This is a genomic window from Rossellomorea marisflavi (assembly GCF_009806575.1).
Lineage (GTDB): Bacteria > Bacillota > Bacilli > Bacillales > Bacillaceae_B > Rossellomorea > Rossellomorea marisflavi_A.
The window spans coordinates 2,742,919-2,765,084 of record NZ_CP047095.1 but is presented as its reverse complement, the minus strand read 5'-3'; the positions used below and the strand labels follow the sequence as shown (position 1 = coordinate 2,765,084).

At 45.3% G+C, this 22,166-nt stretch carries 25 protein-coding genes and 1 pseudogene; 20 read left to right on the top strand and 6 right to left on the bottom strand.

Annotated elements, in window-relative coordinates; genetic code table 11:
- The first annotated feature begins 69 nt into the window (after positions 1-69).
- Together dxs and D5E69_RS14415 are read left to right on the top strand one after the other, a co-directional pair.
- Positions 70-1,962, top strand: a complete 1,893-nt coding sequence (gene dxs, locus D5E69_RS14420; RefSeq protein WP_048006028.1) for a 1-deoxy-D-xylulose-5-phosphate synthase — start codon at positions 70-72, stop codon at positions 1,960-1,962.
- Positions 1,963-1,964: 2 nt separating this feature from the next.
- Entirely contained in the window at positions 1,965-2,804 is an 840-nt protein-coding gene (locus D5E69_RS14415) for a TlyA family RNA methyltransferase (protein ID WP_159129849.1), read from the top strand.
- Between the two features lie 72 nt (positions 2,805-2,876).
- On the opposite strand, the gene D5E69_RS14410 is transcribed toward D5E69_RS14415, so the two are convergent.
- Positions 2,877-4,472, bottom strand: coding sequence for an APC family permease (locus D5E69_RS14410; RefSeq protein ID WP_048006026.1), 1,596 nt, complete (start codon positions 4,470-4,472; stop codon positions 2,877-2,879).
- A 497-nt stretch (positions 4,473-4,969) separates the two neighbouring features.
- On the opposite strand from D5E69_RS14410, the gene ahrC reads away from it, so the two are divergent.
- From ahrC to D5E69_RS14380, 6 genes and pseudogenes are all read left to right on the top strand, one after another.
- Positions 4,970-5,422, top strand: a complete 453-nt coding sequence (gene ahrC, locus D5E69_RS14405) for a transcriptional regulator AhrC/ArgR (RefSeq protein ID WP_222115393.1) — start codon at positions 4,970-4,972, stop codon at positions 5,420-5,422.
- Between the two features lie 119 nt (positions 5,423-5,541).
- A pseudogene (gene recN / locus D5E69_RS14400) lies at positions 5,542-7,241 on the top strand (DNA repair protein RecN).
- A 126-nt stretch (positions 7,242-7,367) separates the two neighbouring features.
- Positions 7,368-8,645, top strand: a complete 1,278-nt coding sequence (gene spoIVB / locus D5E69_RS14395; protein ID WP_048014026.1) for a SpoIVB peptidase — start codon at positions 7,368-7,370, stop codon at positions 8,643-8,645.
- A 264-nt stretch (positions 8,646-8,909) separates the two neighbouring features.
- Positions 8,910-9,686, top strand: coding sequence for a sporulation transcription factor Spo0A (spo0A, locus tag D5E69_RS14390; RefSeq protein WP_159129848.1), 777 nt, complete (start codon positions 8,910-8,912; stop codon positions 9,684-9,686).
- Positions 9,687-9,870: 184 nt separating this feature from the next.
- Positions 9,871-10,809, top strand: a complete 939-nt coding sequence (locus D5E69_RS14385) for a tyrosine-type recombinase/integrase (RefSeq protein WP_159130364.1) — start codon at positions 9,871-9,873, stop codon at positions 10,807-10,809.
- Positions 10,810-10,943: 134 nt separating this feature from the next.
- Positions 10,944-11,696, top strand: coding sequence for a helix-turn-helix domain-containing protein (locus D5E69_RS14380; protein WP_159129847.1), 753 nt, complete (start codon positions 10,944-10,946; stop codon positions 11,694-11,696).
- Here D5E69_RS14380 and D5E69_RS14375 read toward each other — a convergent pair.
- Positions 11,667-11,831, bottom strand: coding sequence for a hypothetical protein (locus D5E69_RS14375; RefSeq protein ID WP_159129846.1), 165 nt, complete (start codon positions 11,829-11,831; stop codon positions 11,667-11,669). The two genes, D5E69_RS14380 and D5E69_RS14375, sit on opposite strands and share 30 nt — an antisense overlap.
- A gap of 497 nt (positions 11,832-12,328) precedes the next feature.
- Between D5E69_RS14375 and D5E69_RS14370 the strand changes: the two genes are divergently transcribed.
- Positions 12,329-12,775, top strand: a complete 447-nt coding sequence (locus tag D5E69_RS14370; RefSeq protein WP_159129845.1) for a hypothetical protein — start codon at positions 12,329-12,331, stop codon at positions 12,773-12,775.
- A gap of 176 nt (positions 12,776-12,951) precedes the next feature.
- Here the strand turns inward: D5E69_RS14370 and D5E69_RS14365 are convergent, their stop codons facing one another.
- From D5E69_RS14365 to D5E69_RS14355, 3 genes are all read right to left on the bottom strand, one after another.
- Entirely contained in the window at positions 12,952-13,353 is a 402-nt protein-coding gene (locus tag D5E69_RS14365) for a hypothetical protein (protein ID WP_159129844.1), read from the bottom strand.
- Positions 13,353-13,799 carry a hypothetical protein gene (locus D5E69_RS14360; protein WP_159129843.1) on the bottom strand — a complete coding sequence of 149 codons (447 nt, stop codon included), beginning with the start codon at positions 13,797-13,799 and terminating at the stop codon, positions 13,353-13,355. Before D5E69_RS14360 ends, D5E69_RS14365 begins: the two co-directional genes overlap by 1 nt.
- A 69-nt stretch (positions 13,800-13,868) precedes the next feature.
- Entirely contained in the window at positions 13,869-14,885 is a 1,017-nt protein-coding gene (locus tag D5E69_RS14355; RefSeq protein WP_159129842.1) for a tyrosine-type recombinase/integrase, read from the bottom strand.
- A 149-nt stretch (positions 14,886-15,034) separates the two neighbouring features.
- On the opposite strand from D5E69_RS14355, the gene D5E69_RS14350 reads away from it, so the two are divergent.
- On the top strand, positions 15,035-15,376 hold the full coding sequence (locus D5E69_RS14350) for a YolD-like family protein (RefSeq protein WP_159129841.1): 342 nt from the start codon (positions 15,035-15,037) through the stop codon (positions 15,374-15,376).
- A gap of 310 nt (positions 15,377-15,686) precedes the next feature.
- A complete protein-coding gene (locus tag D5E69_RS14345; protein ID WP_159129840.1) occupies positions 15,687-16,097 on the top strand; it encodes a hypothetical protein in 411 nt (136 codons plus the stop codon).
- A gap of 207 nt (positions 16,098-16,304) precedes the next feature.
- Here the strand turns inward: D5E69_RS14345 and D5E69_RS14340 are convergent, their stop codons facing one another.
- Complete coding sequence (locus D5E69_RS14340) at positions 16,305-16,532, bottom strand: helix-turn-helix domain-containing protein (RefSeq protein WP_159129839.1); 228 nt, start codon at positions 16,530-16,532, stop codon at positions 16,305-16,307.
- Between the two features lie 395 nt (positions 16,533-16,927).
- On the opposite strand from D5E69_RS14340, the gene D5E69_RS14335 reads away from it, so the two are divergent.
- The 9 genes from D5E69_RS14335 to D5E69_RS14295 all read left to right on the top strand — a co-directional run bounded on the left by D5E69_RS14335 (position 16,928) and on the right by D5E69_RS14295 (position 22,059).
- On the top strand, positions 16,928-17,227 hold the full coding sequence (locus tag D5E69_RS14335; RefSeq protein WP_159129838.1) for a hypothetical protein: 300 nt from the start codon (positions 16,928-16,930) through the stop codon (positions 17,225-17,227).
- On the top strand, positions 17,224-17,502 hold the full coding sequence (locus tag D5E69_RS14330) for a hypothetical protein (RefSeq protein ID WP_159129837.1): 279 nt from the start codon (positions 17,224-17,226) through the stop codon (positions 17,500-17,502). The genes D5E69_RS14335 and D5E69_RS14330 overlap by 4 nt, the downstream gene beginning before the upstream one ends.
- Before the next feature lie 251 nt (positions 17,503-17,753).
- Positions 17,754-18,032 carry a hypothetical protein gene (locus tag D5E69_RS14325; protein WP_159129836.1) on the top strand — a complete coding sequence of 93 codons (279 nt, stop codon included), beginning with the start codon at positions 17,754-17,756 and terminating at the stop codon, positions 18,030-18,032.
- A complete protein-coding gene (locus tag D5E69_RS14320) occupies positions 18,023-18,304 on the top strand; it encodes a hypothetical protein (protein ID WP_159129835.1) in 282 nt (93 codons plus the stop codon). The genes D5E69_RS14325 and D5E69_RS14320 overlap by 10 nt, the downstream gene beginning before the upstream one ends.
- Before the next feature lie 40 nt (positions 18,305-18,344).
- Positions 18,345-19,265, top strand: a complete 921-nt coding sequence (locus D5E69_RS14315; protein WP_159129834.1) for a tyrosine-type recombinase/integrase — start codon at positions 18,345-18,347, stop codon at positions 19,263-19,265.
- A 310-nt stretch (positions 19,266-19,575) separates the two neighbouring features.
- Entirely contained in the window at positions 19,576-20,124 is a 549-nt protein-coding gene (locus D5E69_RS14310; protein WP_159129833.1) for a hypothetical protein, read from the top strand.
- A gap of 15 nt (positions 20,125-20,139) precedes the next feature.
- Positions 20,140-20,358, top strand: a complete 219-nt coding sequence (locus D5E69_RS14305; protein ID WP_159129832.1) for a helix-turn-helix domain-containing protein — start codon at positions 20,140-20,142, stop codon at positions 20,356-20,358.
- A 147-nt stretch (positions 20,359-20,505) separates the two neighbouring features.
- The gene (locus D5E69_RS14300) at positions 20,506-20,712 is read left to right on the top strand and encodes a helix-turn-helix domain-containing protein (protein WP_159129831.1); all 207 of its coding nucleotides are present in this window, start codon (positions 20,506-20,508) and stop codon (positions 20,710-20,712) included.
- 117 nt (positions 20,713-20,829) lie between these two features.
- Complete coding sequence (locus D5E69_RS14295; protein ID WP_159129830.1) at positions 20,830-22,059, top strand: hypothetical protein; 1,230 nt, start codon at positions 20,830-20,832, stop codon at positions 22,057-22,059.
- The last annotated feature ends 107 nt before the right edge of the window (positions 22,060-22,166 follow it).

The following is a 22,166-nucleotide window of genomic DNA, read 5'->3' as shown; positions in this document are numbered from 1 at the left end:
AAATCATACAAAACGCAAAACGTCAAACACAGGAAATAAACTAACTAGTGATGAAAGTGAGTGGACCATATGGATTTATTATCGATTAAAGATCCCTCTTTCTTAAAGGATATGTCCAATGAACAACTGGAGGGGCTCAGTCAGGATATCCGTGATTTCCTGATCGGGAATCTTTCCAAAACCGGCGGTCATATCGGGCCGAATCTCGGCGTGGTCGAATTGACTGTAGCCCTTCATAAGCATTTTGATAGTCCCAAGGACAAAATTTTATGGGATGTGGGACATCAGTCCTATGTACACAAGATCCTGACGGGGCGTGCAGGTCAGTTCGATACCCTTAGACAATATAAGGGACTATGCGGCTTCCCTAAACGGAATGAAAGCGAGCACGACGTATGGGAGACAGGGCACAGCTCCACCTCCCTTTCGGCTGCCATGGGGATGGCGATTGCACGGGATGTGAAAAAGGAAGATTCCTATATCATCCCCGTCATCGGGGACGGTGCCCTGACCGGAGGGATGGCCCTCGAAGCCCTCAACCATATCGGCCATGAAAAGAAGGACATGATCGTCGTATTGAACGATAATGAGATGTCCATCGCACCGAATGTCGGTGCCCTGCACAATATCCTGGGCCGCCTTCGCACAGCGAATAAGTATAACTGGGTGAAGGATGAACTGGAGTATATCCTGAAGCGCATACCTGCAGTCGGAGGCAAGCTTGCCAGTACGGCTGAACGGGTGAAGGACAGCTTGAAATATCTATTCGTCTCCGGGATGTTCTTTGAAGAGCTTGGCTTTACCTATCTTGGTCCGATCGATGGACATGATTATGAAAACTTACAGGAAAACATCCAATATGCGAAAAAGACAAAAGGCCCGGTTCTCCTTCACGTCCTCACGAAGAAGGGGAAAGGGTTCCAGCCTGCTGAAAAAGACACCCTCGGTACATGGCACGGAACCGGCCCGTACAAGATCGATACGGGCGATCTGATCAAACCGGTAGGAGCTCCGCCGTCCTGGAGCAGCCTTGTCAGTGAAACGGTCAGGAGGGTCGCACGTGAAGATGAGCGGGTCGTGGCCATCACTCCTGCCATGCCGGTCGGCTCAAGCCTTCTTGGGTTTGCAGAGGAATTCCCCGACAGGATGTTCGACGTCGGGATTGCCGAACAGCATGCGGCAACCGTAGCGGCAGGTCTTGCCACCCAGGATATGAAACCGTTCCTGGCGATTTATTCGACATTCCTCCAGCGGGCCTATGATCAAGTGGTTCACGATATTTGCAGACAGAACCTCAACGTGTTCATCGGAATCGACCGTGCGGGTCTTGTCGGTGCAGACGGCGAAACACATCAAGGGGTATTCGATATTGCCTTCCTCCGTCATCTGCCGAATATGGTGCTTATGATGCCAAAAGACGAAAATGAAGGCCAGCACATGGTTAATACGGCTCTTGCCTACAACGATGGTCCGATCGCCCTGCGTTTCCCGCGTGGAAATGGCTACGGTGTGAAGATGGACGAAGAATTGAAGACCATTCCGATCGGTTCGTGGGAAATCCTGAAGGACGGGACGGATGCAGTCATCCTGACATTCGGTACCACGATCCCGATGGCCATGGAAGCAGCGGAAGACCTTGAGAAGCAAGGGGTATCGGTACGGGTCGTGAATGCACGGTTCATCAAGCCGATGGATGAGGCAATGCTCTCTTCCATTCTTTCCGAGGAAATACCAGTGTTGACCATTGAAGAAGCAGTCCTTCAGGGCGGCTTCGGAAGCGGGGTCCTCGAGTTTGCCCAGGAAAAAGGCTATCATGATGCCGTTATAGACCGCATCGGAATCCCGGATTATTTCGTGGAGCATGGAAGCGTCAAAGAATTGCTCAATGAAATCGGCATGACGAAGGAAAACGTCGTAGACCGGATCTTGACGATCACACCAAAAAAACAAAAAAGGGCTTGAACATGAAAGTGAAAAAACAACGATTAGATATACTTCTTGTAGAACAAGGTCTTTTTGAAACACGTGAAAAGGCAAAAAGGGCCGTCATGGCCGGTCTTGTGTATTCAAACGAAGTGAGACTGGATAAACCGGGTGAGAAGATAAGCGAGGATTCACCCCTGACGGTTAAAGGGAAAGTGATGCCTTACGTCAGCAGGGGAGGCTTGAAGCTTGAAAAAGCCCTCAAGGTATTCGATATCACAGCAGAAGATAAAGTCCTTCTGGATATCGGAGCCTCCACCGGGGGATTCACGGACTGTGCCCTCCAAAACGGAGCCAAAATGAGCTATGCCCTGGATGTAGGCTACAACCAGCTTGCCTGGAAGCTCAGGAAGGATGAGCGCGTGGTCGTCATGGAGCGGACAAATTTCCGATACGTGAAACCTGAGGATCTTGAAGGCGAAATGCCGAATCTTGCGTCCATCGATGTCTCCTTCATCTCACTCGCCTTGATCCTCCCTGTACTGAAGACGCTCCTTGTGCAAGGCGGCGACTGTATCGCCCTCATCAAACCGCAATTTGAAGCGGGCAGGGATCAGGTCGGGAAAAAAGGCATCGTACGAGATCCTTCTGTCCATAAGACGGTGATCGAGAAGATCATTTCCCTATCACTGAATGAGGGCTTTGATATCGAAGGTCTCTCCTTCTCACCGATCACAGGCGGGGACGGGAACATCGAGTTCCTGATCCATCTCAAATGGCAGGGACGGGAAGAAGGGGTGTCTCATTTGGAGGTCACACCCGAAGAGGTAATCAAGGAAGCACATACTCAATTCAAATCTGCTCAGAAGAATGAGGAGTAAACATAAGAAAGCGTGGGACCGGTTGATGGTCCCACGCTTTCTTTGTGGTAAAAGACTATAAGAATGCACGTCTTAATGTGAAGTTTCTACTTTTTCTTCTGGTGTTTCATCATCCGAATCGATCATGGCTTTCGGCAGACCCGTGTACTTCGCCCAGAAGAATATGGCGAGTGATACAATGGCAATAAGGATCAGGTCGACTGGATTATCCAGATATCCTTTTCCGCCGCCGAATGAACCGAAGTACGAGATGATGAGCATAGTGATGTAATACCCAACGAGCCACCAGGCTGATTTAAGCTGCTGTGGAAGGTTCACTTTGTCTGTCGGTACATATTTCTTGAATATGAAGTAAACGACGAACATGACCAGTTGAGAGCCCAACAACCATGAGATGGTCTTCCAACCAGACCAATAGACAATGTAAGAAGCAAAGATAAAGGAAATAGGTGCGATGATACTCATTCCTTTAAGTTTAAACGGCTTCTCTAGACCCTTTGCATTGACCGAGAAGGTGGCCGATGAAATAGGTGCAATGGCATAGGAGAGGATCAGTGCTACTGAGCAGACATTAACCAGTGCATTCCATGAAGGGAATGGCAGTGTCCAGAAGATTGAAAGCCCAAGTGATAACCACAGGGAAGACCGGGGAATTCCCGTTACTTTGTCCACTTTAGAGAATGTCTTGAACAACGTACCGTTTCGTGACCATGCATACACAAGGCGCGCCGTTGTATTCATGAAGATGTTTCCGTTACCTCCCGGGGACAGGATGGCATCGAATACCACAAGTGCCGATAACCAGCCGAGACCCAGAACAATCGCGATATCTCCGAATGGAAGGGAGAATTCTTCTTGAATTCCAGCCCAGCCCACATTGCTGATGGTGTCAGTAGGGATGGCCCCGATGAACAATACTTGCAATGCCGTATAGATCAAGGCTGCAAGGATGATGCAGAGCACAAGGGCAATCGGAATATTCCGTTGAGGGTTCTTGACCTCGCTGGCAACCGATACGATGGGATGAAGCCCAAGATAGGCAAACATGACCCCGCCCGTTGCGATGGCTCCTTGGATACCATCAAAGCCGAATGGTGCAAAAGCTTCTACAGAGAAGTTTGCTGATTTAAAGTGGAACGACAATACGACGATGATTGTGATGGGAACGACGTATTTGAAAATGGAAATGATGATATTGGATTTGGCAAAAGCCTTTACGCTCCAAAAATTGAGCAGGAAAAAAGCGATGAGTAGTCCCAGCTGGAGCAACCAACCTCCAATCGTCGGTGACTCCGATCCCGCCTTGGTCAGACCGGGAATCCAATAAGCCAGATACTGACGCACTGCCGTTACCTCGATGGAAATCAAGCTGGTGTACGCCACGATGGTAATGAATGAGATCATGTATCCAACGAGAGGCCCGTGAGAGTAGACAGGATAGCGGATGATTCCTCCCGTGCGGGGAAGTGCCGCCCCTAACTCTGCGTATACGAGACCGATCAACAGGATGATGACGCCTCCGATGATCCAGGAGAAACTCCCGGCTGGACCCGCTTGGGATGCGACGTTACTGACGGCGAACAGCCATGCAGATCCAAAGATCGCCCCAAGACCGATTAGGGTGAGGTCCAATAGTGATATCGTCTTTTTAAATTTTCCTTGACTCATAAGTGTTATGTTCCTCCTTCTGTTTAACCCGAACCTAACTTCTTTTTTCTACTCCATCCCCCGTCTTTTTGTATTTTGCGTTCAAAGCAAACGATTCATGTCAGGCTTTCAAATGGTGCACAATAAAAAAATAAAAATTTTTAAAAATGGGTATTCTTGAATAATAAGTAATATGTGCAATTCCTATAGTCTTATACCCCGTGTTTATATACACTAAACTGTATAGTGGTAGGTTTCAAACGGGTAAACGATTTCATTTAAAAGTCTTAAATTTCTTTCTATTTTCCAGCAATAAAACTATATTTGAATATTGTTACATTATTGATAAAAAATATTAATTATACATAATTATGTAAAATCATTTCGCTTTTCCGTCAATACTGATAAAGAACATGCAGATCTGCACGGTTTCTGGTGGATTTGTACAAGGAAATAGGCTAACATAATCGTAGAGGTATAAATATACAGGTTCAATATGGAGTAAGAGGTGTATGGTGATGTTAAATAAGGGTCAGAGACATATAAAGATCAGGGAAATCATCACGAATCGGGATGTGGAAACCCAGGATGAGCTTGTGGACAGCCTGAAAAATGCAGGCTTCAATGTCACACAGGCAACCGTTTCAAGGGATATAAAGGAGCTTCATCTGGTTAAGGTTCCGCTTATGGACGGCCGCTATAAATATAGCCTGCCGGCGGACCAGCGCTTCAACCCCCTTCAAAAGTTGAAGAGGACGCTGACGGATGCCTTCGTCAAGATTGATGCTGCCGGTCATATGCTGGTCATGAAGACGCTACCGGGGAATGCGAATGCCATCGGTGCCCTCATCGACAACTTGGACTGGGAGGAAATCCTCGGGACGATCTGCGGGGATGACACCTGCTTGATCATTTGTCGGTCTGAAGCGGAAACCGAAGTCATTTCCAAACGTTTCCTTGATATGCTATAAAAGGTTGACCACCCTATCGACGGGGTAAATTAAATGAAAACAGAGGCACTTTCCAACGTGATTCGGTTCTATCCGGGATACATGATCGGAAGTGTCTTATTATATGAGGTGAGTATTTCTTGTTACAGGAACTTTCAATCAAAAATTTTGCCATCATCGACTCGATCGCCCTTTCATTTGAAGAAGGATTGACGGTCCTTTCAGGGGAAACAGGTGCGGGGAAGTCCATCATCATCGATGCCATCCATCTATTGGTAGGAGGCAGGGGGTCATCCGAGTTCGTCCGGCATGGAGAGAAAAAAGCCGAGATTGAAGGGTTATTCCTATTGGACGATCGCCATCATCCTTGCTATGCAAAGGCTTCTGAATTCGGGATCGACATCGAAGAGGGCATGATTGTTCTCAGGAGAGATATTTCCAGTACGGGTAAAAGTGTGTGCCGGGTGAACGGAAAGCTTGTGACGATTGCTACCATGCGTGAAATCGGGTCAACGCTCATTGACATCCATGGGCAGCACGAGCATCAGGAGCTCATGAATGAGCATCTTCATCTGACACTTCTGGATCAGTTTGGTGGAAAGGATATTGCTTCGTCGCTCACGGCATATCTGGATGTATTCGATGAGTATCAGACCGTGTCCAGACAGCTTAAGCGGTTGAATGAAAATGAACAGGAGATGGCTCATCGCCTTGATCTTATCCAATTCCAGCAAAAAGAGATACAGGATGCGGAGCTCCGCCTGCATGAGGATGATGAACTGCAGGAGGAAAAGCTGAAGCTCGTCAATTTCGAGAAGCTATACGAAGCCCTCCAGACGTCATATGACAGCCTGCGCGGGGAAAGAAAAGGAATGGACTGGGCGGGACTCGCCATGGGTCATCTTGAAACCGCGGCGGAAGTGGACGCGCAGTTTGGCGGGACGCTTGAGTCAGTATCCTCAGCCTACTACATCCTTGAGGATGCTGCCCATGCCATCAGGGCGGAACTGGATCAGCTCGAGTTTGAACCGGGAAGGCTTGATATGATCGAATCCAGGCTGAATGAAATCAATGGACTGAAACGGAAGTACGGTTCATCAATCGAAGAAATCCTTGCATATGGTTCACGGATCGAAGAGGAGATCGAAACCATCATCAACAAGGATTCGCATGTACAGCAGCTGCAAGATCAGTTGCAGTCCCTTGAAAATGATCTCTCGGTGGAGGCGGAAAATCTGACGATCGCCCGTAAAAAGTGGGCCAAGAAACTTACGGTCAGTATCCACGAGCAGTTGAAGCAGCTCTACATGGATAAAACGAAATTCGAGGTCAAGTTCCTTACCGACGGGGATGCCGTAAACCGGAAATTCAAGAAGGAGGGGTGGGATGAAGTCGAGTTTTATATCTCCACGAATCCTGGTGAACCCCTGAAGCCGCTCTCGAAGGTCGCTTCGGGGGAGAACTTTCCCGCATCATGCTCGCCCTTAAGACGATCTTCTCCAAGCATCAGGGGATCACTTCCATCATCTTCGACGAAGTGGATACGGGTGTCAGCGGAAGGGTGGCTCAATCGATTGCAGAGAAGATCTATCAGGTGGCCGTCCATTCACAAGTGATGTGCATATCCCATCTTCCGCAGGTTGCGGCCATGGCAGACTGTCATCTGTTCATTTCGAAGAAACAAGCGAACGGGCGCACGAGCACGAAGGTAAAAAGACTAGAGGAAAATGAGAAGATCCAGGAAATCTCCCGCATGATCTCCGGCGTGGAAATCACCGATCTTACCCTTGAACATGCCAAAGAGCTCCTTCATTTGGCAGGAAGCATCAAAGAGACATGAAAAGCTATCCAATACGGGTAGCTTTTTTTCATTATTACCAGTTATAAATGTCCTTCCAAAAGGCAAAAGTAAAACTGTAGCCAAATCACCAGTGTGTTTGGATTAGAAGCGAGGAGAGTGAAAGTAGTGAAGTCAGATTCGTTAAGGAAATGCATAGGTGGAATTCTCCTTGTTTCGCTCATTCTTATCGGTTTTTTGGAACCTGTCCAACAGTGGGTGAAAACACCCACGTTCATTAGGATGATGGAAGGGGATCAAGTTGCTCTCCCCATATCAGCACCTGCTGCCGCATCTGAAGGGACGGTACAACTTTCGTCGAATAACGAACAATTATCCGTGGGAGGCAGCCGTGTCGGAAAAGACGAAGTGGTCTTTGAAATTGCCGGACTCCCCGTCAAAGAAGTCAATGTTGAAGTACTGAAAGATTTTAAAGTGATCCCCGGCGGCCAATCGATCGGGGTCAAATTGAATACCGTAGGCGTACTGGTCGTCGGTCATCATCTTGTGAATACAGAAGAGGGAAAAGTTTCCCCGGGTGAAAAGGCTGGGATACAGGTCGGAGACATGATAACCGAGATCAATGGAACCAAGATCGAAGAACTTTCCGACGTGGCTCCTTTCGTCCAATCCGCGGGAAAAGATCAGGAATCCTTGAAACTCGTGGTGAAAAGAGAGAAGAAAACCATCAAAACCACTCTCCTGCCGGTTAGGGAAAAAGGGGACGCTGCTTATAAGCTCGGCCTTTATATCAGGGACTCGGCTGCAGGAATCGGCACCATGACTTTCTATGATCCCCAATCGAAGAAATATGGCGCTCTTGGACATGTGATTTCCGATATGGATACGAAGAAACCGATCGTCGTGGCAGATGGGGAAATCGTCCATTCCGAAGTCACATCCATCCAGAAAGGGAGCGATGGAAAGCCTGGGGAGAAACTGGCAAGGTTCTCATCCGATCATAAGGTGATCGGGGATATCACGAGGAACAGTCCGTTTGGGATATTCGGACGCCTGAACCAGACCATCGAGAATGAGCGTATGGATAAACCCATGCCGATCGCTCTTTCTCACCAGGTAAAGGAAGGGCCAGCGCAGATCCTGACGGTGGTCGATGGCAAGGAAGTCGAAATGTATGATATTGAAATCATGAGCACGATCCCGCAGAAATATCCCGCAACAAAAGGGATGGTGTTGAAGGTGACGGATCCGAAGTTACTGAAGAAAACCGGCGGGATCGTCCAAGGGATGAGCGGTAGCCCGATCATTCAGGATGGGAAGGTCGTAGGGGCTGTCACCCATGTATTCGTGAATGACCCCACGAGTGGGTACGGTGTCCATATCGAGTGGATGCTGAGCGAAGCAGGCATTGATATTTATAAGAAAGATCACAGCAGAGCAAGTTGAATGGATCCGGCGCTGAGCAAGCGCCGGATTTTTTGTGCGTTTGTGAAAGCTGAGGAATTCCGTTAAAATAAAGATAATTCGACAAAAGTTCAGTGTGGAAATCGAATCAGGTCGAAATTAAGAGAAAATGAAAGTAAAACGAAGGAAAAAGAATATATTTCAAGTTTTTTTCAAAAATAAAAGGAAATTAGGTTGCATTGTCGAAAAAGTAATTTACAATAAAAAATAACAGTGAATTTATTTGGACTGAGGAGGAAACGTTTAGTGAAATCGATTAAAGTTTGTATAGTGGATGATAACCGGGAACTCACCTCATTGTTGGAAGATTATATTGCCTCACAAAATGACTTGGAAGTTGTAGGGATTGCCCATAATGGACAGGACTGCCTGGATCTCTTGGAGGAAGTCGAAACGGACGTACTCGTCTTGGATATCATCATGCCCCACCTGGATGGCCTTGCCGTTCTCGAGCGCCTGAGGGAGAGGAAGAACATTCCGAATGTCATCATGCTGACAGCTTTCGGTCAGGAAGACGTGACGAAAAAAGCGGTGGATCTCGGTGCATCCTATTTCATCCTGAAGCCGTTCGATATGGAAAACCTGGTGAGCCATATCCGACAGGTAAGCGGAAAAACGAACCCGATCATCAAGAAGCCTTCCTCCCGAATGAATTCTGATCATAAACCGAGAAATCTCGATGCAAGCATCACGAGCATCATTCATGAAATCGGCGTGCCGGCACATATTAAAGGATATATGTACTTAAGGGAAGCGATCTCCATGGTCTACAATGATATCGAACTCCTTGGTTCCATCACCAAAGTCCTTTATCCTGATATCGCAAAGAAATACAACACCACCGCTTCGAGGGTCGAGCGTGAGATCCGTCATGCCATCGAAGTAGCCTGGAGCCGTGGGAATATCGATTCCATCTCCTCCCTCTTCGGCTATACTGTAAGCATGACAAAAGCAAAACCGACCAATTCTGAGTTCATTGCGATGGTGGCTGACAAGCTGCGTTTGGAGCATAAGGCTAGCTGACACCGCAAGGACTAGCGGTTTTAGCCACGTTAAGGCTTACGCAGTTTACCGACTTATACGGTTGTCATACCGATGAATTATTCGAGCAGTTACCGATAAACGTCTCATATTTACCGGCAATATCACCGGTGAGTAGGAGGCGTTTTTTGTGTACTCGGATTTTCTATTGCAGGTCGAAAATTTTATGGTGTATTGCGATAGTAAGGCACTCGCTAGGAAAACGAAAGCAAGCTACGAGCAAACGTTAAATTTATTCGCAAGGTATATGGATGAGCAGTTCAACGTAACAGAAGTGAGCGAAGTAAAGACGGCACACATACGGGCATACATAAAATATCTTCGTGAGCGCGGGAAGTACACGGTCGTCGCTAGGGACTCGTCCAAAATGAAGAACTTTCCGGATAATAGGCCGGATTTAAACAAGCCGATTAGCGACAGTACCATTGCGAACTATGTCCGGAACATAAAGGTGTTTTTTAACTTTTTACACAGCGAGCGTGAAATTAAGGAGAATCCTGCGGAAAAGGTTAAAAACATAAAGCCCATGCGGAAGCAGAAGGCGTTAATGACAAGGGAGGAGATAAAGCGAATTTTAGACGCATGCGAAACAAGCACCTTTCACGGCTTTAGGTCTTGGATCATGATCCGCCTAATGTTGGATACGGGGATGAGGTCGGGAGAATGCGTTTCTTTACGACCGGAGAACGTTGATTTTAAAGCGCGCGCCATCTTAATCGAAAATCCAAAGAACAACCGACAGCGGTACGTATTCTTTTCGTACAAGCTTACGCACGACTTAAAGCGGTGGTTTTCATATCGCGACAGATTTAGCGATAGTCCTTATTTGTTTCCGACGATCAGAGGCACGATGCTCGACATCAGTAATTTTGAGCGGATGTTGAAAAAGATCGGTAAACAAGTCAAAGTTGATATTCACGCTCACCAGTTGAGGAATAACTTCGCAAAGTACTATTTGCTTAACGGAGGGGACTTCGTGACATTGTCGAGGATATTGGGCCATTCAAGCGTTGAAGTGACGCAAAAGGCATATTTGGATTTTACCGATGGGGAAGTAGCGAAGAAATATCAGCAGCACTCACCGTTAAATAACTTAGGACTCTAAAGACATAAAAAAGCACGTGTCCACCGAAGTGAAACACGCACCTTACCTACCTCAAATATATGCGAAAAAACTGCGTAAGTCAAACGCTTATTTGAGTGTGCAATCATTTCGGTCGGGCAGGGAGGAGCCGGACCATGCGTTACCTATCGCAACATCAATCGTTCCAATCAGTCGCGGCCTTGAACGAGGCTCTATATCGTCATACCTGCGACCACTATTTCGCCATGAATGAGACGGATCACAACGTCTTAAAGATGCTCGGTCGCTATGCCGTTAAGTATGTAGGAGTCGCACATCTAAAGGCGGCCACCATCGCCGAGGCAATCGGAAAGAGTGAAAAGACCGTTAGACGCGCCCTGAGTAAGCTACAAGGCTTAGGCGTCATTGCTAAGGTGAAAACACTCCGAAAAGTTTCCGGAGGCTATGGCGCCAATCTGTACGTCATACAGCCGCCTATGCCCATCACTGACCAATCGCAAGTGTCCAGTCGCCAAGAGGCCGAGGAGCCCGTTACAACACCGTCTGAGCCTGCGAAAAAGGAAGCGGAAGCCTGTACTTCTTCAAGCGCTAAAGAGTTATCTAACGATAAGACGTATGCTGACGCAGATGTGGCCGCCAGTCCATATCGTCAATTTAAGCGTATGGCTGAAAACTTCGTAGCTGATCGTAAGCTCACGAACAGGCTCTACGGCATCTATTTGGCGCAAAGTAGTTACCTAAAGACCGCTTTCGACCCTTCAGACCTTCTTAACGCAGCTATAGAGGCGCTAAAGGTGACGTTCCAGGCAACTAAGCGTAAACGTATTCGGAATGTATGCGGCTTCTATACAGGCGTCATAGACAAGCTATACGACCGCCTATACTTTGCGGAAACCCATGCGTTCTAACTTGGCGATATCGCCGAGGCGGACGATGTAATAAGTTTCGTCGTCGTTTGTGACGATTGCTTCGTCGGGGAGTAGATGTTTTTTCGCATTCCTTAGCGTGAATGGGCCGGTCATGATTTCATTTGGGTCGATCATATTAACGCCTCCTTATACCGTAAGTATAAGTTCCAGACATTGCTTTCGCCAAGTTCGAGCTCAAGCGTTCACTAAGACCTTTATCGCTAGGACTTTTTGCGAAGAAACAAGGTTTGTGAAGAATATCCCCTGCGAATTTATGAGCAGGAATCTTTATTGTTATTAATTCGTTATTGTTAATTCGTTCTTTTTATATTCCCGCTCATAGGAAACGATCAATTACCGTCTGTAGGAATTGATTAATTCCCGCTGGTAGGAAACGGGCCAACAAGACTAAGATATAATTCGTCATTTTCACGACAAAACCACGGTAGTAAACCGGAGCATTTGCGAGTATACCTACGATTTTGACGGTATTTTGCCACTTCAGAAAGTGTGCGAATAAAGTCGTACTTTTGCCCTGTTTTGTGCGAATAAAGTCGTGTCGGTTATCAATGCGTTCTCAATTAGCGTTTTGCCGGCACGAAAACCAATAAAATTCGAGGAGTTGTTGCGTTATGAAAAAGTTAATCGTACTTATCGCCATATTGTTCGCCATGTTGGTCGGATGTTCCAACGAGAGTTCTGCGCTTGAAGCGAAAGGGGCGGAAATACGAGAAGAAATCGTTGCGGACTCTGAAAAGGTATATGACACGCTGCAAGACGCCATGAATCGGACGGTGCAATACGGGGCGAAACGAGACTTTGGCGTGTTGACTACGGAGGAGTACGAGGAGAACGTGCAGTTTTTTCTCGACGAAGATCATTACTTCGGGTACAAAATGAAAAAGGAAGAATACACGGATGATGAGTACCGTTTGCTTAAGGCGGTGGCAGATTCGACGATGACTTACCTGGAGTATGTGCAGGCGGAAATTCTCGGGGATGAAGCGTCGAAGGAGCAGGTGCTGAAATCTTTTAATCGCAACATGGATAGAGCAAACGGATTACTGAATACAAACTGAGTCGGTATTGTACTCTTTTTATAAAGAGGCTAAATTTATGTGAAGAGAAAGAACCAAGCAATGGTTATAAGTAATGTAATTGCATATGTTAATATGTGCGCGTAAAAATTTGTAAGTGAAAAGAATAGAGAACACTCAAGCCAATAATTACTTCTGTGAGTGTTCTCTATATCCTATTAAATATCATCAAGTATTGAGTCTATAAATCCGTCTATATCATTTATTTTCATATCAATTGAATTCATTAGCCTGAAAAGTTCACTTTGATGTTCTTTCTTAGTATTTAAGGGGACCAACCTTCTCCCGGTTGGAGACTTGAGCAATAAAATTAAGTATTCAACATCGAATAATCTAGGGTCTCTACCTGGGTGAAAGTCAGCGAATGACAAAATAAAAATCTCTCCACCTTTATAAATTGCGTTGTAAGAAAGAGGTTTGAGTATCTCCATGTACTCCTGAGAATATTCAATGAAACTATCTAAATCAGGATCTAACTTATTAGAAATAGTAGACCATCGGATATCGGCGTTATTTGTTTCTTCTAATAACTTTTCAATTAGTTTAGGGATTTTCTGCATTATAATAACCCACCTTTGTTTGAATCATATCTTATAATTATATACGAAAGTTGTTTGGCTAATTTTGTTTTATTAATCTTACTAGTGTCCTTTTTCAAGTGTGTAAGGATTTTTCGTACATGAAATTTATCTAATATACTGTTTACTCGACCAAAGCCATCAAATCTATACACTTCTTCCGTTATATCACTAATTATACCCAAAGTGAGTATGTGGTCTTTAATAATAGAATCTCTATAGCCTTTAAGTTTATTCTGATATTTTTCTCTGTTGTCATTAAATCTTTTGGTTTCATCCAAGAAATATACCTTGCTTTTAATGTTCATAGTAAGGAATACTAATAAAACAGACAAAATAAGTCCTAAAATACTACAGACAACCGATATTGCAGACGCAGTAGAAGAACTGAAAAACTTAATAAGTAAAATGTCTTGAATTAAAACCACAAATTTTTCTCCCCTTGAAAATATTTTACTATTTATCATTATACTATAAATTTGGAATTTTGTTGAAAACTATTTGGAAGGAATTATGCTATTTAACAAATCGGCCGCCTCTCGTTGCTGCGAAGGAAACACATGCGAATAAGTGTCCAACGTCGTACTGATCCTCGAATGTCCAAGGCGCTCTTGAATTACCTTCACGTTAACACCATTAGCAAGCAGTATGGATGCGTGAGTATGGCGGAAATCGTGGAACCGGATTGGAGGATGGCCAACATTGCGAATGATTTCATACATCGCCTTCGTTAAATTCCGCTGATTGATTGGCGTCAGTTTATTCGTCACTATTACATACTCAGCCTCCTCGCCCAAACGTTCCCTGTGCGTATTCAGCACGGCAATAAGTTCTCCAGGCATGGCGATGTTCCTGCGACTAGCCCTCGTTTTAGTTCCACTTACAAACTTTCCGCCTTTATCGTAGTCATTATGGATTTCTTCCTTGACCGCGATACTTCCGGTATACAAAGCAATCATGTACGCAACATAATAACTCGGATTGCCTTGTCGTTCTTTGGCTGCAGATAGAAACGCAGCTACCTGCCCCGGCGTCCAAACTTCACGCTCAACATGCTCCGCCTTAATCCGAATGCCTTTGAACGGGTTAAAGTCCGTTTCTTCCCACGCAATGGCTCGATTATAAGCCGTTGAAAGTAAACGCCTCATCACCGCTACAGTGCCAGGTTTATACTTTCGCAGAAGTTCGCTGATAATTTTCTCGGCTTGCTTCCGCCGTATCTTCCGGTAGTCAATTAGCGGAAAGTAATCCTTGAGCATTTTAAGGTATCGGCCATATACGTAAACAGTGTTTGAGCTAAGGTTGTTCGTAGTAAGGCTAAGCCATTCGTCTAAGAAGTCATTGACCGTTTGCTGGCCGGAAGGGTCAAGTAAATAAGCAAGCGCATCTTTGGCCTCCTGACGGCTTGAATGCGTTGAGTAGTGCCTCTTTCGTTTCTTTGTGGCCGGATCAGTTCCAAGATCAAGCGTTATTTGAAATCGCCCGTTCAGTTCTTTAATGTGGCCTTTTCGCAATTATCTCACCTCTACCTCATTTTACTGAAAAGCGGAAAAAAGCGGCAAGCAGTGATTTTTCATGCGCAGTAACATGCGAAATAAGGCGGAAAATAATGCTTGTTTAAAGGAACGTACGTTCGGTTATAATTAGTGAGAGGTGATTTTTGATGAGTATACGGGATCGCGGAAGGATAAAATGGACTGCGATGATGCTGCCCGAGCACGTTAAGGAGTTGCGCGATATGTGGGAGCAGTTTGAACGCGAAGAAAAGCCGATTAATGATCTGTTCACGATTAGCGAAAATGAGGAACGCATTAATTACGCCATGGAGTACAACCTGGCGATAATCTTTAAAGTGTGGCGTGATTTGACTGGGCGATGCGAGGAATTTACGGGGCGAGTACATTACATAAACCCCAGCGATAAGAAGCTTCGGATCGAGTGTGAGGACGGCAGTTTTGAGCGAGTTAGATTTGACGATGTGGTGGCCGTAAATGTGATTGATTAAATAAGGTTCATTTAGGTATATCTTCTGAATAGTTTATATGATTTTATGGTGATTCAAGATAAATCGTATTCGATGTTTCACAATATGGTATAATTGTAATATATAGTGTGAGGTTGTGACATATGGAAACCAATGTTGAATACTTTAAAGAGTTCTACTATAAGGAACAAGAGAGAAGAGAGAACTACAATAATAAACTTAGTACGCCTATAGGTATTTTAATTGTACTTATTGGTGGATGTGTTTTTGCACTTCAAAATATTAACAAACTTACGGGGTCTGTCTTTTTTTGGGGGGAAACATCTTACTTTTGCTTGCGCTTATTGCAATTGCTAGGACTGTTTATCACATATTAGGGGCACTAACTAAATATGAATATGGATACCTGCCTATTCCATCGGATATACTAAAATATTTCAATAATAATTATAAATATTTTAAAAAACAGGGATTTGGAGATCAAGACTCGATGATTAAAGCTCAGGAAGAGGTAGACAAGCATCTTTGTAGTATTTATATTGAAGTTACCGATAAGCTTGTAGAAGAAAATGAACGTAAAATAGATAAAATTCGACTTGCCACAAAAGGATTAACGACATCACTTTGCATTGTAGTACTTTTACTATGTTGCTTTATCCCTAGTTTCTATCAACAAGAGGATGATGTTCAAAATATTAGAATTATAGAAAATGATTCTCATTATCTTAATTTTAGGATTTAAGGAGTGGAAAATATGAGTAACGATAAAGAAAAAAATGAAAAACCTACACCACCACCGCCTCGATGGGTTCACGAAAACTTCACTAAAGATAGCCGTGAAATTAAGGAAGACAAGAAAAATAACTAATACAAAAAGATGCGCCTTTGAAGGCGCATCTTTTTTTCTGACATAAGAAAGATTAAATTTTTATATGCATTTCTTAGCAGATTATTTGTTCGATGCAGCTTCTTTAATTTCCATAAGTGTATCCATGCTCGTCAGGTTCAAAGTGCTCACTATTTTCTCAAGCGCGTCTTTAGGATAGCGTCGAATTTTATTATTACACAACTCGCTGATCGTTCTTTCGGTCAAACCGGTCTTTTCTGCGAGCTCTTTTTGGCCGATGCCCTTTTCCTTCAATATCTGACGTAACTTTACCTCGATAACCTTTTCCATTAACGCCCTCCAAGTCCTGCCCTTTTATGGGTTATTATATCCGATAATAAAAAATTACGCAAAATGTAATTTAGTCATTGACAGTTACGTTAAACGGAATTATAGTAAGTATATACCAAGTTACGTTTAACGTAATTTTTAAGGGGGAACCGCAATGTTAATCGCAGTTGGCTTCAGCTTGATCGGAACTTTCACCGTCGGCCTATACGTCGGAATGTCACGCAGCGGAGCGCTCGATAGTGAGTAATTTACGTCGCATCGTATGGTACACCGGCAAGGTAGCTGCATGGACGGCAGTAAGCCCAGCAAAAGCGGGCGAGGCACACAAACGTCGCGGTAAGAGGTTGCACAACTATAAACTGGCACTGAATGAGCGCTTACAGGAGGAAACGTAAATGGCAGTTGTAAATAAGAAAGTCGTATCCGTTGTGCTGGAGGTTGAAGAGGATCAGCCCGAATATTTTAAAGCAGTTCGCATCAGCGATAAAGGTGACGGTTACTATGTGACGGAAATAGAGGGTGTTTTGTTCGTCGGAAATCTGATCCCAAGCAATAAATTCAAAGGTAGTTATCTTATTCTTTCCGATATTTTCGCCTTAGAAGCGAACGAGGAAACACGTAAGTTTCTCAGCAAGTCGAACGAAGGCCTGCTCGAATTCATCTCGATTATGGACAGGTACAGGTGGGAGGAATGAAAGCGGAACGGATCACGGTTATCTTTTGCGAAGAAAAGGATGAAGTCGGAGCGATAACGGAGCAGGCATGGCTGTTTGGCGCCAGTCAAGAAGACGTCTTGCTCTCCGATTATGAAGGAATGACGTACTTCCGTATTGTGAAAGACGGCGAGCGGCAACTCGACGGCTATCACCTGCGGGACTATCATGCGATTGAACTGCCGGGGAGCTTGCCGGTAGAGAAGATTGCGGACTTATCTTTGCTTGACTACGTAAGGCTTATCGCAGGTCAGTAAGGACAGTAAATAGCATGCGGATAGTTTGGACGTCGATGGCAAGGGCGCCCAAGCTCACCGTTTAACACTGGCGCGATTGCTCGTGGAGTCACGAGGACGGCAACCTTCTGGCTGGACTTGCTTATCGTAAGAAGATACCGGTGGCGACACAATGTGAATTGAATGCAGGTGCTGAAAATTTAGCGAGAGGGGTCCTACGTGGCTCCTTGTTCGTGTTATGATTGGAATATATTACATAGGAGGGGATACAGATGCCATCTAAACATTGGGAACAAGGTGAACTAGGGACACACAGTTATGCTCAAGACCCGTTCTACAGCATTCACGACAACGGTAAAGTAGACATTAACCCGGACACCGGAACATCTCAAAGTAAAATCGAGCTTACTGTAAATGGAATGTACCGTATGACCAAGGATTGGCTAGATAGTAACCACATGCTAAGCGAGGAAGAGCGCGCTACCCTTATCGACCTACTTGCGAAACGTGGAAAAAAAACGTACAACCCGCGTACTAAAGAATGGGAGTAAGAACTATGACCGTCCTTGATCGTTTCCTGGACGCCCAGTTTTACGCAGATGATCTCGCCAGCAGAGGCGCCACTCAACCGGACCAAGAACGCGCTGACGAGCTCCTGCGCCAACGAGAGTCGGAATTGTTCGTCGAATATAGGCTCGACACGGAAACGCCAGAAGGTGGCGCCAAATTTGACCGCCTCCTGGAATTGGCTGACGCGTACCGTCAAGACGAAACTAAATACGAAGCTTTGAGCGAATTTGCAAGCGGCCTGTCACACGAATAATCGTGCGGTGGGCTTTTTATTTTGAGAGGAGAATGACGAAATGAACGTTAAACTTGCCGTAAAAGATTTCCTGGAAGAATGCGAGCTTAAGAACCTGTCGCCTTACACACGCACGACCTACCGCAGGGTGCTTCGCAATTTCACGCACTATTGCCAGGCTGCGGAGATACTTGAAGTCACCGACATCGACCGGCCGGCCATCAAGGGGTTCCTGCTGTATTGCCGCAACGAGTTCGGTAACTCGCCGAACACGATAAACCTAAAGCTGCGGATTGTGAAGGCGTTCGTGAACTATCTAATCAACGAGGATTTATATGACGAATCGAAGAAGCCGTTCAGAAACGTCTCGTACGGAAAGGTCGACACGCGGGTTGAGATATTTACCGAGGATCATCTGCGTCAAATTCTCCGGTATTTCGAGAAAGAATCGCGGAACAAGCCGTATCATGCCTACCGGAATAGGACGATTGTTCTTATGCTACTCTCAACCGGAATTCGCCGTGGTGAACTCGTTAATTTGCGTTGGAGGGATATCGACCTGGACAGTGGCATGATTACGGTGTTTGGAAAGAAGCGAAGAGAAAATGACGTTCCACTCGCATCGAAGATGTGCGCCGAAATGGTGCAATTCCGCCAGTTTTGCGAGGAGTATTTTGATGGGGAAGTGGGTGATCACGTTTTTTGCTCGTCGAAGGGCCGGAAGCTGCGACCGGAAGCCATCGGCACTATCTTCAAACGCCTGAAGAAGCGGTTTGGCTGGGAGGACGTACGTCTTTCTCCCCATACTCTTCGCCACACCTTTGCTTCTTACGTTGTAAAAGGCGGAATGGACTCTATTACAGTTCAACGCATACTGCGACATGAATCGTTGCAGATGACGCAAAGGTATATCAACATGTGGGGGCATGATCTGCGGGAATCGAACGAGAAGTATAATCCGCTCAATCATTTGGATTTTTAATAAAGACGGCCTGTCGCATCGTTGAATGTGGCGGGCTTTTTTTGTGCGAAACCGATTTTGACGACATATTATCCTTTAAGAACAGAAAACTTGTGCGAAGAGGGTGGTGGGAGACTATTTTAAAGTAAGGGGATGAAATTTTGGTTTGATTGCGACAGTAGGGTATTTCCATTCGTATTTTAGAATAGGAGGTTTAAATTTTCTTAGGCAGGATCGTGACAAACTGGTGTTTTGCTTGTATCTCTTATTAGTAGGGAAAACGAAATGCTAGAAGGATTGTAAATTATTTTACACAAAGGGAGAGGTTGAAATGAAAAATATTAAATTGGGACAAGAAGTTTTAGTAATAGCGAAACTAATGCAAGTTGAGGTTACACCAGAATCCGTAGATCAAGCAGAAAAGCGTATACTTGAAACTGGGACCCCTGAAACTAGCCGGAAGTTTTTCGTAGCGAATTTAGTCAAGCCTCGATCGGGCGTTGTAGTAGGCATTAGAAATGTAGTGATGGAAAGAATTCATTACCTTAAAGACTCCAAAGTTGTCACCAAAACCACACGTCAACAAGTTTTAGTGGTTGCTTGCGATCTACGCGGTCAGTATTTGGTTCCACTTGAAAAAGCTGTGGTTAAAGAAGGTTGGAGACCCACTATAGAAGTGGTATACCAAGAGTTCAAGCCTGAGACATATAAAGGTATTTATGTAACGGATGGTAACCATAAGTTAATGACAATAGACATCGGAAGCTTCGAGGAAGATATAAAGCTAATGGAGCAAACGATGCAATCCCTAGGGGTTAGTGAATACCGAATGGGCAACTCCGTTGGAAAGTATGTTACAGAATTGCTTACATCGCAGTAAGAGGAGGAGAAGGGCATGGACAAACAAGTGATGCGTTTTATACGCACCTCCAACGGGCTAAATGCAAGGGAGTTTGCGAAAAAGATTCAAGTAAGTCACTCGTTAATATCTCTCATTGAAGGAGGTGATCGCCGGCTAACAGATCGAGTGAAATTAAGGGTAATGGAGGCATTTAATTTAACGGATGAGAAGTTGTTATCAATCAAACTGTTAATCAGCGAAATTAATAACTAGGGAAAGGTAATGTGGAGGCTAGTATCATTCGAAAACGCGGACATACATGACAGATGGATTCGTGGATTGTGGGAGGTTTATGACTAATTACGACCCTAATATATAGTAGAAGGGGAGGAATCCCACACGGAAAGGGAGGGCGATCTGATGAGCGGAAAGTTGTTTGCGACAATCCGTAAACTCGAGGGTTTCAATCAGCATAATCTGGCGTTAAAGCTGGGCGTCAGCCAGTCGCTGATTGCAAAGATGGAGCAAGGTGAACGGACCATCACGGAGCACATGGAGCGTAAACTTTTGCGCGAACTCAACGTTACACCGGAAAAGTTGGCGGTTATCAAACTTCTGATCGCTTAATTTTTTTCTGCGTTTGTACCTAAAAAAGTACAGAGATATCCCTTTATTAGTATTTTACGAAAAAATTCAACGGAATGCAACCGTTAAATCCAAAAATCATTAAAAGGGGCGAATCACATGAACGAGGCACAAACGAAACTATTGCAGGAAGTATTGTTCGAAACCAACTACGGCAGCACGGAGTTCTCGCTGAAGCCGAAGCATCCGAAGATCAAGAAGGCCGTGTACGGCATCATTAACGCGATGGGCAAGGCGAACACTTTCTCGGAATACGAACTCGTCAACACAGCAGCGACATTCGCCTGGGAGACGATCAACGGTTTCAACTTGGTTGAGGGCGCAAGTTGGGACGCGATGGCTGACGGCAGCGATAAGCTGAACCTCAACCGCCTGATCAAAACGGTCGTGACCAAACTCGAACACGAGCTACCGCCAATCATTAACCCGAATACGAAGAGGATGTACGATCCCGAAACGGGCGGCAGTGTTTTCGTAAACATTGACTTCCAATCACTCGACGCTCCGGTTTATGACGAAGAAGGCGGCAAAGTTGCAACGGTAGGCGACAGCGTGACGGAATCCTTGTTCGCCTGCCAGGCCGACTATGTTGCCAACCCCTTTCTGGCTTGGTTTCGCGACAACCGCCACGACTTCTTAACGAAGAGGCAAAACCGTTTCATCGACAGTATGTCCGTTGATTCCGCCAAAGATAGCGACTATATAGAAGAATGCGACTTCGAGGAACTAGTCGGGATGTCACGTACTAACCTATCAAATATGAAAAACCGTATCTATCAGAAAACAATGGCTGCATGGAAGAAAGACGGCATTTCTCGCCGTGAAAATTATCTGTTGGGCGAAATCGCAAAGTATCGGGAATTTCTAGCGCTGGCAGAGGCAGACGATGATCTTCCCGGCCAGAACGCTACCCTTTCGGTGTGGATAGCTGGCGATGAGGATGCGGTGGAAATAGGCTACGAAGCATTGGCCGGCGATGGGAAGGCGACTCAGGCGTACGTGTCCTACCTTAAAGGGGAGGCGAATGAACTCGATGCACGAGTCTTGTACGACATCTGCGAAGCTATTGAAATGCACGTTGAACGAATGAAGGCGGAGCTAGAAGCGTACGAGCCAAGCGCGCCAATCATGCCGGACGAAGAGGCGAAGGAAACGAATGCGAAGAGAAAAGAAAGATACAAAGATTTCGCAGGTCCTCAGCCGTGCCACGTATTCAGCCTTGACGGAGAGTATCTACGCACAATTCAGCCGGTAAAGGCGAGTTCCTATAAGATCGTCAAACTGGACACATACGGGATGAGAAACGCAATAAATAAGGAGGAGAGCTAATGAGACAAGTTACGAAGCATCGACGCACAACAAAAAGACTCTTACCTCAGACACATAGTCCGTAGTTTTTTTATCTGTACATGACGCAATCTTCCCAATATTTTTAT